Below are 14,999 nucleotides of genomic sequence, written 5' to 3' on the forward strand. Positions count from 1 at the left end.
TAAATCACAAATACTATCTGCTAATGTAGGTTCCTTACGTATTTTCATACCATAAAAATACAACTTATTTATCTGATATACAATTATATAAGGTGATTTATTTTGTTAATTACCATGCAACGGTCTTTAATAGTTAAAATTGAGTCTGCAAAATGAATGATCTGTGAGATCCCAATTTTTGCTATAAATATCAGGCTTATTAATATTAGATATGATGTGTTTATTTTCATTTTTGCAAAGATTTTGTCTGTCAAGGTTTAAATCTAATGAGCTACAAGCATTTTTTTTGTTTTTGTGTGGTTGGGGGTTTTTAGTGTATAAAAGTATATTCCTGGTTTTAGGACAGAAGTATTTATATCTATTTGATATTCACCTGGTCTTAGGTCTTGTTGGAGTATGTTACCAACAACAGTTCCATTGATGTCGTAAATATCGAGAATAACTGGAGTGTTATTAGGTAGATAGAATTTAATGCAGGTATTGTGAGTACAAGGATTTGGAAAATTCTGTTCCAAAACAAAATCTGCATTTTCTATAATCTCATCTTTAATATGGAGTAAATATCCTTCATCTACATTTTCAATTTCGCCATCTTCGTTTATAACAAAAGACCTTAAAACAAGATTCATTTTTGGATTTGCAAACTGGACCCCATTCGTTGGGACATAATCCATATTACTGGCAACCATAATAAACTCGTGGCTTAAAATCAATAGGGTATCACCTCCAGCATAAGCAATGTCTATATCAGAAATTTGTTTGGTGGTATCACATACAAGTTTGTTAGCCTCATAATGATTCCAATTTTTAAAAGACTTAGAAATATCACCTACAAAGAGATCTATCTGACTATATCTGATATCAGCACTTTGCAAACCGGGTTTCCCAAGTTTGATGGCTATGGCAGCATTATTTTGGTTACCAATGGTCATTTTTGCTAAATTGAGCTCATTCTGTCTGTCGCTGTAAATTTTAAAGGGAGGCTCCGAACTCCATTCTGAACTTGTGTTTTCCCATGGAAGTATATAAAGGCCTTCTTCGTAATCCGTATTTATATCATTTGAGAAAGTGGTAAATACAAGCGCACCATTGTCATTCTCGAAACAGATGTCAAATGATTTATAGAAAACACTGGTGTCTAATGCAAAAACAGCCTGAGGTTCAGACCAATGTTCACCATTAAAATAAGAAGTGTATAATTCATTGTCAATATTCCCATCATTAAAAAAGTTTTGCCAAATGGCAACGGCGGTATTTTCTTTTGGGGAGGCAATTCTGATATTGGTTTGTATTCCTGGAGGTTCAGCAAATACTTCTGGACTCGAAATACTCCAATTTGAGTTTGCCTTTTCAATTATAGAATAATATAGGTCAGATTTATTCGATTCCAGATTACCTACATGCCATGTTATTAGTGCTTTGTTTTCTGATATTTTTGTGATGTGAGGATTGGCTTCAGCACGTCCTGAGTATAGGCTGGATCTATCATCATCAAGGTTGGAAATAAATACGATTGAGTCAACATCTTCAGCATAAACCGCTACATATATGTCTTGAGATTGTGCAATGTTTTCTAAAATATTTTCCGGGTCTGTTCCTTGAATTGAATAAGGAGTATGACGTGATTGCATCCAAGTATAAATAACTTCTTTACTGCTGACTTGTGCAGTTGATGGGTTATGAATCAGATTCTTATTGACAGCAATCGTTTTTACACTATCAAATTTTGCATTAGCTATTGAAAACTTCCTCATTTGAAGTTTGCGCTCCCCATAATGACTCCCCTCTTCTATCCAGCTAAATAACAGCGAGTTGCTGTTTCTGTCTATTTCTTGATTGGGTTGTGGTAAAGGAATTTTATGATACCAACCTACAGGGTTGATTTGAGACATGGTTATATCAAAATCTGAATCTACCACATTTATATTGGTCTTATTATCATAAGGAGGGAAAGTGGATCTCATATCATCACCAATTTTCCATCTAAATAGTGGTTTGGGGCCGTATAAATCTACCTCGTACCAATCCCATAGGGCTGTTGCATATACTCTCCAATACATTTGTACTACTGCCCCAGCAAGGAAGTGTTTAGCGTTTTCAGGAATATCTGTATATGAATAACCCATGCCAATATATGCTCCGAGTGATAAGCCTACATAAAAATCAATTAAGCCAGATGCAATGGTTGCTCCTATTGACAATTCTCCGCTTATTCCCATATCACCAAAGTGGTATGATGCACTATTATTATGTTCTTCTTCATGGTTTGGATTGGCATCAACTTTTAATTCTCCTTGAGAACCCCATCCACCATTTACAGTATCGGTAATATAATTTAATCGTGATGCATATCCCAATGCAGGAGAAATCGTGAAGTTGGCTGTGGGACCAACAATTTCACTTGCTTTATAGCCTTCGGCCAATTTTGAAAATTCTTTAAATGGATTTTCTACAATCCGCTTAATGCTTAGCGTAAGGTCAACAGAATTAGCAAAATCTTGTTTTGCTATTAAATCATTGTCTTCATCAAGAAAATAAAAATCTTGTTCGGTAGATTGAAAATCTAGTTTCACTAGTCCGGGATTTCCAAGATGAAAATTAAACAATTCCCTATGGAATTCAGGAGGACCGTCTAACATTAATTTGTTCTGAGATTTTGTAAATTTTAAGTTTGCTTTTATGGAAGGTGTGGGGCTTTCGAAATCAGTACCTCCTAATAAGGGTACCATTTGTGGAATGGTAAAGTTATTTTCCACTACTTTATTGTTTTTACTCAAATAGGTAGAGATAGAAAAGCTAACTGTATCTCCGATTTCTTGAATGTCCTCAAAATCGGAATTATCCATAAAATCGAACCATTTTGGTCTGGTCCTGTGAATGGTTATTGAAAAAGGACCCTGTATAATCACAGGTTCTGTATCATCACCAAGATAGTATTCAACTTTCATAAACGAATGTGGAGGTTTTAAGCTGGCCATATCAAAGCTTAGATGCCAGATGGTATCATTTATTTTCACCGCATCTGCTTGCCCTAATTCATGCTTGTTATTGGTATAGAACACCCCTCTTATTTTGCTTATATCGTTTAAGTGGCTTTGTGTTTTTATGGTAAAAGTATTAGTCTGAGCCATGGTACCTGGAGCTATGGATTCTTCAAAAGGGCCATCAAAATCACCACTTATGGTTGGAGCCACCATTTTATTAATGTTTATTGGTAGAGGAAAGGAATGCATTACGATGTTTCCTAAGCTGGTAACATAACCTGTTTCAACACTCATATAACTGCCCTCAGGTGCATCTCCCATATCGAATGTAAATTCTACTTCATGCTGGCCTGTAAATGTTTGTGTTTGTTGATCGATGATAGTATGGTCGGGAGTAACAAATACGAAACTTATAAAATCACTTTCGTAATACTCATAAGCTGAACCTGTCCAGTCGGTTGCCGCATTAAAACGATTTTCAACTCTCATGCCTTCATTAAAATATCCAATACCCATGCCTGGGGAGTAGGAAAAGTAATGATTAGGAATGGGGTCTTTAATATGAAAACGCCCTAAATGATAAGAGACACCTTCTTCTGGCCCTCCTCTATAAAATATTTTAGTAGTGAAATTATAATTTCCTGGGTTTTTATTTAGCAGGTTTCCTTCCCATTTTATGAACGAAAGTTTGTCTGAAGTATTACTCCAGTCTGGGCTTCCCCCTATTATGTTGCCCTTATTGTTTCCCGAATGGTCTTGAACCTCTGTACCCAATGCATCATTTAGCTTATAATGTGTTTCAGAAGGACTACTCCCGGTTTGAATTATTTTTATTTCAGCGAGTGTCCCCTTGAAATAGTTGGATATGTTTTTCTGTTGCTGAAATTTTGTTGATGCATTCTTTCCTATTATCCAATAGCCTGAATAGGATTCTAAATCTTCACTATTTTTAGAGTCCACCACCGACCCATCCATAAATAATTCAATTTGGGGATACCCATAACTTACTACGATATGATGCCATTGACCGTCATTATAGGGGTGGTTTGCGTATAATTGTAGTTCTTCGCCTGCATTAAATTCGATAACACCCGTTTTTAGCATGGTAATTTCTCTTTCATTACGACTGCTATTTTCTCCGTTTTGAGTTTCGGAAAATCCAATGATTTTACCTCCAGATTGACTAGATGTTTTAAACCATAAATCAATTTGACCTTGTGGTGGTGCTGTTACCTGATGATTGGTTTCTATATAATTGTCTGTTCCATTAAGAGTTAAAGAATAAGCATATGGAATACTACTTTTAGTAAAACTTAGGGTATCATAATATTCCCCATCCTTTTCCAGTGAAATGAATACTTTATAGATGTCATCGGGGAAGTTGCTGCATAAAATATCAGTATTTAAAACATCTGATTCGCTATCGCTTTGGTAAACTTGGCTCCAATTAAACTTTGGAGTAGCAATAGGTGCCGGAGGATATATGGATAAATCATAGTTGGTCATAAATCCTGAATCAGGACAACCCGGATAGTATTCATTAATATTTAGATGGTCTACTTTATATGTTTGATTAGAAATATCATCAATTAATTTGGCCATACTTTCCTCTGGCAATACGGTTTTTGAAAAAATAATTCCGTCATTTTCATCAATAAATCTAAACATGATGGAATCCACATCAGCATGACTTGAGATGAGGCTTAGCGTATCTTTCATCCTTGCTAAATCTGCTGGCTGTGGAGAAAAATAGGCGCCTTTTTTTAATACTCCTCTATTGTTTTTATAACTCAGGTCGGAAACCAGATTTTGGCGGTTTCGTAAATCATCAAAATTCCAATAGCCTACAATACTATCATTTTGTAGCATGGTTTGATACCTATTGTTGATAATCATTTGCTGACTAATGTCTACATTCCAAATTCTTAATTCATCAATGGCAGTAATGAAATTATTCATGATTCCTCCGCCACCAATTTTTAGAGGATAGGTCTTTAGTTTATTTTGGTAATGCGGGTAATTTTGTTCAATAGATTGAACCATATTTTCATCTATATACACATCGAGAGCCAGTCCATCGATATAAAATTGGGGCTGTTTCCCTTTGTTAGCTGTAAATGTAATGGCCACATGGTGCCAATCAGTTTTTTCTAATTTGGAATATTCAAAATCTCCCTCATAAAGCATATCGAAAAAACCTCTAGCACCTGTATAAATTCTGAGTCCAATTAAATCACTTTCCATTTGGATGATTAGAGATGCAGCAAATGCTGTGTCAACAGAAACAAAATAAAATTCTCCATTCGGATTGGAGTTGATTTCTACAGTATCAAATCTTAACCAGGCTTCTATAGAAAAACTCCCCTGAAGCACATCTAAGCTATAAGGACCCATATACATATCAACATTTCTTTCTCCTGGTCCATTGCTGACCAATGCGTATTTTGCTGTATCTATATTTAATATTTGACCGGAATTTTTATTCTGTATAAATGTGGGAATAGAATCATTGAAATAGCCTTCATAAGCATTGCAAATTAGTTTGGGTTGTTGTGGGTTTATTATAAGTTTATTCCATCTTAACAATCCATTATCGGGCCCGCCATCACAATAAATAGCTGTTTCTAAGTATCTTGTCGACAAGGGAAGCTCATCCATCCTGATATTGTTATACATGGCGGAATCAAGGTAGAAACCTTCTTCAGCATTTACTATCAAAGAGTCTATTACGGTGGTGTCCTTACTGAGAATGTTAAACTTTACACTTGTAGTGCGAGGAGGTAGGTTTTCGACTTTAATGGAATTGCTTATTTCTGGAACAGGCTGCCAATAGTCGCTTGTAAAGGAATAATTATTAGAAGTAAAAGGCCCCCAGCCTTCGCTTGCCTGTATGAATAAGGTGTCGGGATAAACAACATATGGTATGCGATAGGTAGCATTACTGTCACTCTGATAAACAACTTCTACTTGTAGAGTAGGAGAAAGCGGAAACCCCATGGTGTCAGATTCAAATTCCCAATTGGCTGATTCCAAATAATTACCCTCCTCAATATATGGTTGATTTATGATTTGATTTTCATTATCCAGCATTTTAAAAGTAATTTTTGAAGTATTTGTTGGTAGGCTATAAACCATTATGTAATTACTTCGTTCTGTTCCGATGGTATAAGGGCCGTATCCATTCAGGGAGTTGATGGTGATTTTAGGAATTTTATTGGTATCACTATCGTTTAATGCTGTTAGTATTTGAGGATATTTTAAATGAGCTGTTTTATAGATTTCGGACGTCTGGGCAAATCCACTTATGAATTGCAAAAACAGAATAAAAGTGAGGAGAAGATTTATTGAAATTGATTTCATAAGGATATTTATTTGGTACGAATAATTTCTACAGGATTTTTTTGGAATGGCCACCTCAACAATTCAATTTTATAGCGGTCATTTAGATTTAGTAAAATTAAAGCAAACGCAGGATTTAGGTCAAAATATCACTACGGTATGACTACTGTAATCTTTCATTTTAGCTTATTAGGATTCAATATAAATAACAGGCTCATGTATCTAGTAATACCCACTGCGACAGTGTGTTGTAATTATTGAGTTTTGATTCAGAGCAATGTTTTATGTGTTTTGATTGAATTTATTTACTATTGTAAAGTAGAATTTTACTACAGTAATATAGTTTCTATCATTTTTAAAGGAAATATAAAATGCGCATCCTATATAAATTATTGTTAATAGTTTTATTACTATTCATCCACTTTAATTTAGCATCGCAAGAGCAAAATGAAGATGTATTTTTAGATGCTAAAGATTTACCCTTCGAAGAACAGCCCGTATTTTTGCATCGTTCTGCAGAGCGATATTTCAGATCGGATATAAAACTGGCTGATACGCTATGTAAAGAGGCGCTGAGAATTTCCGAAGATATAGGAAATGATACACTGATTGCAATCTCCAATAAATATCTTGCATTTATTAATAGAAATATGGGGATGTATAAACTCGCATTGAATTATGCTCATCATTCTCGTGAAGGGTTTGAAAAACTAAAAGATAGTCTTGAATTGGGATTTACATATAGTTTAATAGGCTCAATAAATAATCAATTGGGGAGTAAAGATAAAGTATTGAATGCTTTTTTAAATGCTGAGAATATTTATTTGAATCTGTATAAGAAAGATAATAGTAACAAACCCTATATCAGCCATTTGGCGGTTTTGTATAATGATATTGGTTTGTTTTTTTTATCACCAATTAATGATTATGAAAAGGCACATTCCTTTTTTAATAAGGGCTTAAAGCTAGCAGAGCAGATTCCAGATAGTATGCAAATTACTTCTTTGATAGCAAATATCGGAATGACTTATCTTAAAGAGAAAGATTATGAAAATGCGCTTGTGTATTGTGAGCAAGGATTGGAACTATCAACTAGTTTAAAGAACCATATCTTTTCTGCAAATATTACTAATAATATGGCACAGATTTATGAAGAACAGGGTAATATTGAAACGGCTAGAGAATACTATTTGAAAACCCTAGATATTTATAAAAAACAAAATTCTGTTTATTTATGTGGCCTTACAAATAAAAGTATTGCAGATTCTTATTTAATTGAAGAAGAATATGAAAAAGCACGTAAATATTATTTGAAGGCCAAACTATACTTTGAATCAAGTGGAGCAAATCGGAAATTAATATCAACATATAATCAATTATCTGATATTTATAGTAAACAGCATAAATTAGATTCAGCCTATTATTATTTAAAACAATATTCTGTTTTGAATGATTCGATAAACAAAAATGAAAATGAAACCCGCTATCAGGAATTGAACATTAAATACGAGACAGAAAAGAAGGAAAAGGAAAATGCAATTTTGAAAAAAGACAATGATAAACAAATTGCCATTCAAAGGTTTTTATTTCTATTGATTACGGCAATCATTATCATTGCTAGTATCATGATGCTTTATTATCGTCAATCGAAGAAGTTGCTCATGCATAAAAAATTAATAGCTGATAAGGAGAATAACGACCTCAAATTAAATTTAGAATTTAGAAATAAAGAACTTACTAATAATGCCTTGAAATTAGTCAACCTTAGCGTTTTTACAAATAAGATATTGGTTAACATAAATGAGGTTTTACCAGATACAAATGACCATGGAAAAAAGAAATTACAGGATTTAACCAAAGAAATAGAAACAAATTTTCAGTTAAGGAATTGGAAAGAGTTTGAAACCCATTTTATTGAAGTACATAATGGATTTTATGAAAGGTTACAAATGAAATACCCCAAATTAACACCTACCGAAGTTAAAACTTGTGCTTTTTTGCGACTAAATATGTCAAGTAAAGACATAGCTGCTTTAACCTATAAAAGTCTTCGAACTATTGAGAGCGTTCGAACAAGCATTCGAAAGAAAATGGCTTTGTCACATGATGTTAATCTAGTGAGCTTTTTGATGAAACTCTGATCATAAAATGTTTAAGCGACCAGCTGTTATCCCGTGTCATTTATTGCTAAATTATCAAAGGAAATGAGTATTGAAGATTACTATAAAACGCTAGGCTTAAAACCTAATGCTGGTCAAGTTATAATTGCTGTTCATTATTTAAAACTGGTGAATAGTAATTACTCAATTATTGAGATGAATGGAAATAAAGAAGATTTTTATAGAATTAATAGGGCTATTGAAGTATTACGAAATGAAGCAATACGTAAATACTATGATATAATCTATAATGAAAAAGAAAATAATACTCTGGATCAAAACAACCTGACAATTAAGAAATATTTGAAAGTAATAAATAAGGCGGTAACTTTAGCCAATAAAAAATCGGACATGCTACTCGCAAATTCAGAATATCGTAGTCTTTCTGGAAAAATTCAAAACACAACTACTTTTTGGTTGAAATATCTAGTTTATGCCATCCCCCAACAAACTTTAAAATATATTTCCCTGCCAATACTCACTTTGGTCTATTTATTTTTTGGATTGACGCTAATTTTCAAACAAATAGAAATTTTCGATAGAGATTACTTAATAATCGGTGTAATGGTAAGTTTGTCCAGTATTGTTTTTTTATACCTCAGTTTTGTATCATATATTTTTAATAAAATCAATAAATAAGAATGGTTCAATAAATCCTCACCCCCTACCAAAAACAACCCGCCAAGCACCAACAACAATCCAAAATAAACCACTAATAAACACTCCCAATAGCAACACAAATAAAAAGTCACTGGGAATATGAAAAGCTGGGGAAATTAAACTGGGCAATATGCCAATTAATGCAGAAACCAGGCCAATAAAAATACCTAAAATGAGGAGGGCAATATTTTCAGTAAGGACTAAATTTAGAATCTGTTTCTTATCATAACCAATGGCCTTTAATAGGTCGAGTTCTTGGCGTCGTTCGAGCATATTGCGTACTAATACTATTCCTAGGCCAATCGTTCCTAAAATCACTCCTAAGCCACCTAGAATCATAAATATGCTCAGGTAGGTATTGGTGACCGAATAGAAATTAGCCAAACGAGTAGGCGCAGCTGTGATGACCATTCCATAGTCTGATAAATCATTATTCAAGACTTGTTTTAAGTCCTCCGCTTGAGCTTCTCCACAGCCTATCATCATATACTTTGAACCTGCTGCCGAAGGGAAATTGTCAATAAAAGCCTCCTCCGAAATCAAAATATTCCCTTGAAAAACACTGGCATTTAATCCGCCCACCAAAACCAATTTTATGGATTTTCCAGCTTCATTAAAATAAGTCAAAGTATCACCTATCTTTTTCATCAATCCCCATTGTATCACCGTTTGGTCGGCAATGGCAGGAATGATTCTAGCTTCTTTTTCACCTTGCAAAGAAAGCCAAGGATGTGAACTTTCTTCCAGTTGAGTAGCAAAAGAAAAGGCAGCCAAACTATCAAATAATACTGCATCTACACCTAAAATTTGTGGCTGCTGTACTTGATTTAAATTTAAACAACTGGCATCGTCACCATTTCTGCTGTGGAATTGAACAAAACTCGTTTGCTCAAAAAGCTCTTCTTCAAATAATCCTAAAGCTTCCCGGCCTTCTGCAGTATTTAGATTCTGCAAAATGGGAACTGTGGTCTCTGCCCAAAACTGAAATCCTCCGGTCCCAGAACTTCTTTGATTCTCACTGCCATCAAAAGTCTTTCTGTTGGCTCCAGTCACCATAATGGTAAATGTTCCGATGGCCAAAAGCGCAATGACGGCAATGCTCCTATTCTTGTTTCTTCGGGCATTAATAAAAGCCAATTTCCATTTATTGAATCCTCCAGAATTATTTGCTCCCAATTTAGGAAGTAGAAAAGAGACTAAAGCTGTCAGACCAGTAAGCAATAAAAATCCGGCCATCAACATTAAAGAAGCATTTTGTGCAATAGATTGGAAAATGGTATAAGCCAAAATTCCAACAGTTGAGATGATTCCAATTAAAGCCAGCCACAAATCTAATTTCCCAGATTTTACAGAAACGATTTCATCTTGTCCTTGGATGATAGAAATCGCTTGCTTCTTCAACATCTTTCTAATGACGAAATAAATAGAAAACAATGATATGATGATGGAAACTACTATTCCAATCATTAAGGTTTGGGGTAAAATAAAAACGGCTAGCATATCGGCATGTACCGCCTGATTCCAAACGCCATTTAATCCAGCTATCATCCATTGATTATAAAGAATCCCCACAAAACCACCTAAAATGGAACCTAGGATGATGGTAGCTAGAGATTCTTTTATTCTCAGCTTTAAAATCTGCTTTCGAGAATATCCCATGGCAAAAAGCAAACCTACTTCATGGCTTCGACTTTCCATATTTAGTCTATACATGAGCACCATCAGGAGGATGGCTGCCGCAATCACAAAAAAGCTCAGACTTAAGAATAGCTCTCCAAAATCCACTCCACTACTGGCGGCTCGTTTGCCTTCTGCTCTTACATTTTGAAAGCGGAATCCTAAATCTAAGGGACTCAAAGCTCCCATGATAGAATCCTCTAGTTTTTCTTTATTAGTTTCTTGGCTTGAAAATCGAATGGCCGTATAATTCCCATAAAGATTATTCCAAAGTTTTAATCCCATATTTAAGGAAATGATGGCTTTTGGAGTTCCTTGAAAATCATCCCAATAATCCTCGTCTTTATCTTTGATTTTTTTCAAATCGATGGGGATTCCTGCATCCCATTCACTACAATTTCCTGCGGAGGAAAGGCCCGGAAAATCGGGCATTAAATCTCTAGTGAAAGGAGCAGTCTCTAGAGGAAGAATATCCTTAATAATAAAATAGCTTTGCTGTTCATCTAGAGTTCTCAAAGGACCAATAATATAATACTTCAGCAAAAGGCTATCACCAATTTTTACATCTAAATCTTCTGCCAACCATTTATTAATAATGATTTCATTATCTGATATTGACACGCCTATAAAATCATCAGAAGCAGCAGTGACAAAGGAGTAGGGACAAGATTTCTGGTCAGAACTCAAACTATTTACGAAATAAGTGAGGATGTCTTGCTTTTGCAGTGCCAGTTTGTTCACTTTCTCAGCTATGGAATGATCAATAAATACTCTATCCGATAGCAACTCAAATTGCTTTTCCTGCTCTAAATATCGGAGCTGAAGGGCAGCATCTTTTAAGGTCCAGTTTTTCTGAAAAGCCTCCTCTAGTTTTTGAATATTTTCGTTTTCTTGAGCTAGAATAAGATTCGATAGCCCTGCTAAGTCCATTTCTTCTGCTAAAAAATCTAGGTTTAAAAATACGTTATAGGTATTGGCTTGTTGGTTTCTTAAACTGAAATTTGCTAATTGTTCTGAGGAGGCTATTCCAGCAACTTTTAGTCTTAAGGCTATAGATGGGTCTTCGTCACTGTTAAATGGAGCATTGAGAGGAATAATATCAGCATTTTGAATGCGTAGTAAAATGGTTTCCCCAGTTTGTAAATGAAGTTCACGAGCCACCTCCTCCGAGAGAATTACCTCGTTCTTCTTGATGTCAAATCCTTTATCATCAGAGAATTTCCAGAATTTATCATCCACACCTAAAACCTGAGTTCTGTTGATTCGTCTATCCGCATCGGGATTTATGGCAATTCCCTGAACCAATAATACAGAAGCTAGATTAGATTTGGTTTCTTTTGAAATCTCCTCAGCTAATTCAGAACGAACAAATCTATCTTGAGTAGAAAGCGCAAAAGTAGTTTTCCCCAATCGTTGGTCCACATTATTCTGTAAGCTCAGCTTTACACTATCTCCAACAATTAAAGCTCCAGTGAGCACTGCCGCACTTATTAATGTAGCCAAGAGTACCGCCAAATGTTGCTTTTGGAAGAAGCGTAGGCTTTTGGATATGTATGTGTTTTTGTTCATGGGACTTAAGGTTTTATTGGGCTTGGAAGTTCTTTGAGACAGATGACAGATGTTGGATGCTCGATGACGGATGACCGATGAAGAGTAACCACATACTTTGGGCTATTGTTAATCGTGTAGAGTTAGTTATTAACTTATTAGCTAGCGCGGATTTGCAATCCGTGCAATTTAACATATTTACAATGTGCAAATTACTCATATGTTTTTAACTCTGGTGTTTCTAATACAATATTTTAAAGAATCTACAATAGCAAATTTGTGGTTCTTTCTAGTAAATATATCTATCCATCCAACCGTGGTCATGGTGATAAAATATGCTTTATCTAGCTCGTACGTTTTATATTTGTCTGACATGAATTAAAAATAAAGTTCTTATGTTATACGCACAGATTGCAAATCCGCGCTAGCAGTAACTAATAATAATCACAAAGTTTCACAGAGAAACTGCACTAATCTAGCTCGAACGGAATTGCAATCCGTTCAACACTCCACCCTTCAATTCATAAACCTCACCAAACTTTTCCGCAATTGCAATAGAATGTGTTACCAGAACTAAAGCGACATTCTGCTCCTTAGTCAGTCTCAACAACAAATCCCCAACAATCTCTGCCGATTCTGAATCCAAAGAACCTGTGGGTTCATCGGCTAATATCAAATCTGGCTGATTGATGAGCGCTCTTATTACTGCTACTCTTTGGCATTCTCCACCGGAGAGATTTGAAGGAAACTGTGCTACTTTATCTGATAATCCGACCTCCTCCAGCCATTTTCTGGCTCTATCTTCTGCTTCCTGTCTGCTCTTTTTATCGCCATAAGCTATACTTGGAAGTAGGATATTCTCCAAGACATTCAATTGTGGCAGAAGATGATGGGACTGAAACACAAATCCTATTTTCTGATTTCTAAACAATGCCAATTGCTGGTCTTTAAAATCTTTTAGCTCTTTTCCATCATAAGAAATGCTTCCAGATGTGGTTTGGTCTAATGTCCCTAGGAGATTTAATAAGGTGCTTTTCCCAGAACCCGAAGGGCCAATAATAGCGATGGCTTCACCTTGTTTTATATTTATTGTAATCCCTTTTAATACTTCTTGCTCAAGTTTAGCATCCTTGTTAAAATAGGATTTGCATACATTTGATAATTCTATATTCATTATACAAGACTTTCGTAGATTTTCAATACCTGTTCACTCACTGGGTCGATGGCATACTTTTCTCGTACTGCTTGACTACCCATTTCACTCATTCTCTCAATTCCTTCTGGATTAGACAATACTTCTTTCCACTTGGCTACCAGAGCCTCAACAGTGTTTGGTGAATAAACGACTCCTCCTCCGGTTTGTTTGATAATCTCAGGGAAAGCGCCCAAAGCGGGCTGAACCAATGGAATACCTGCAGCCATAGATTCCAACTGATAGGTTCCAAAGGCTTCTCCTTTTAAAACAGGCACAGTAAGAAGCGTCAACTGATTAAAGAATTTGAAACGACTTTCTGCTTGATAGTCTTCAATAATCATCACATCCTCAAAAATGCCAGCCTTTTTCAATTTCTTCATTTGCTTGCCCACATATTTCTTGTCATCTGCGGTATATCCTCCCGACAGTTTCAATAATACATGCTTGAATTGCTCATCTTTTTTAAGCTCGATATAGGCATCAATTAATAGTCCAAAACCATGCTCTTCGTACATTCTAGAGATATACCCAATGGTTTGCGGTTCTTTTAATGGTTTGGCATATTTATATAAATCAGCCTCTACTCCAATGGGTACAATATGCATCTTGGAATCCGGAATTCTCATCTTCTGCTTCATCTCTTGAGCATAATAATCACTCACTGCAATAAAGGCATCCACATCCTCTCCTTTTTCGCTCATCAGATCCCAAACTATCTTTTTATAATGGTCGTTCATGGCATCTACCCAAACATCCTCATCTTGTAAAGAACAAACCACAGGTACGTTCAATTGTTCTCTGATTTGTTTGGCCAAACCCAGTAATAAAGCATTAGAAAGATGCACCACATCAGGTTTTTCATGAACCTTCAGAAAGTCTATCAGTTCCTGTAAATCTTCCCCTTGATTTCCATCTTTACCCTGAAGCATGGAGATGGTCATGGGCTCTAAACCTTCAGTACGAGTGGAACCCGCTTTTTTGGCCGCATAACGAAGCATAGATGAGGAGTTGAAAAGCTTTTCCATCCAATTAGGCATCTTTCTAAAGATTTTGAAATTCTGCTTGAGGTAGATGTTCACGGCGCCATAAAATATGGGAGCTGTATTTTCTTCTACACCATGTTCCATAGTTAATGGCAGATATATCGGCAGCATCATAGCATCATGGCCCAGCTTTATCAATGATTTGGTATATCCGCTATCGCGCAGACAATTACCACAATAAAAGGTACCACCAAAACCGGGAACTATATTTACAATCTTCATTTGGGATGTTTTTGTTTCTTGAGATTGTAAAGATAGGAAAGTTAATTATTTCTTGAGCTGACTTGTTTTAATCTTTATGGCCACAAAGACTCGAAGACACAAAGAAATACACCAATTAACTTCACAAATAAGCTTTTTCATTTAGTATGAAACAAAATTTCATCAATAACAA

At 35.3% G+C, this 14,999-nt stretch carries 6 protein-coding genes; 2 read left to right on the forward strand and 4 right to left on the reverse strand.

Translation table 11 applies throughout. From position 1 onward, the window contains the following. Positions 1-263: 263 nt before the first annotated feature. Positions 264-6,344: a LamG-like jellyroll fold domain-containing protein gene (locus HNS40_RS09720; RefSeq protein WP_172280200.1), complete on the reverse strand. Its 6,081-nt coding sequence runs from the start codon at positions 6,342-6,344 to the stop codon at positions 264-266. A gap of 350 nt (positions 6,345-6,694) precedes the next feature. Between HNS40_RS09720 and HNS40_RS09725 the strand changes: the two genes are divergently transcribed. Together HNS40_RS09725 and HNS40_RS09730 are read left to right on the forward strand one after the other, a co-directional pair. After that, entirely contained in the window at positions 6,695-8,464 is a 1,770-nt protein-coding gene (locus HNS40_RS09725; RefSeq protein WP_172280202.1) for a tetratricopeptide repeat protein, read from the forward strand. A gap of 63 nt (positions 8,465-8,527) precedes the next feature. Beyond that, positions 8,528-9,121, forward strand: coding sequence for a hypothetical protein (locus HNS40_RS09730; protein ID WP_172280205.1), 594 nt, complete (start codon positions 8,528-8,530; stop codon positions 9,119-9,121). An 18-nt stretch (positions 9,122-9,139) separates the two neighbouring features. Here the strand turns inward: HNS40_RS09730 and HNS40_RS09735 are convergent, their stop codons facing one another. The 3 genes from HNS40_RS09735 to HNS40_RS09745 form a co-directional block, all read right to left on the reverse strand. Then, positions 9,140-12,388, reverse strand: a complete 3,249-nt coding sequence (locus HNS40_RS09735) for an FtsX-like permease family protein (protein WP_172280207.1) — start codon at positions 12,386-12,388, stop codon at positions 9,140-9,142. Positions 12,389-12,842: 454 nt separating this feature from the next. Beyond that, complete coding sequence (locus tag HNS40_RS09740; protein ID WP_172280209.1) at positions 12,843-13,541, reverse strand: ABC transporter ATP-binding protein; 699 nt, start codon at positions 13,539-13,541, stop codon at positions 12,843-12,845. Continuing rightward, positions 13,541-14,827 (reverse strand): glycosyltransferase family 4 protein, encoded by a 1,287-nt coding sequence (locus tag HNS40_RS09745; RefSeq protein WP_172280211.1) that lies wholly within the window; start codon positions 14,825-14,827, stop codon positions 13,541-13,543. Before HNS40_RS09745 ends, HNS40_RS09740 begins: the two co-directional genes overlap by 1 nt. Between the last annotated feature and the right edge of the window lie 172 nt (positions 14,828-14,999).

Source organism: Lentimicrobium sp. S6, from assembly GCF_013166635.1.
In the GTDB taxonomy this organism is placed as follows: domain Bacteria; phylum Bacteroidota; class Bacteroidia; order Bacteroidales; family UBA12170; genus UBA12170.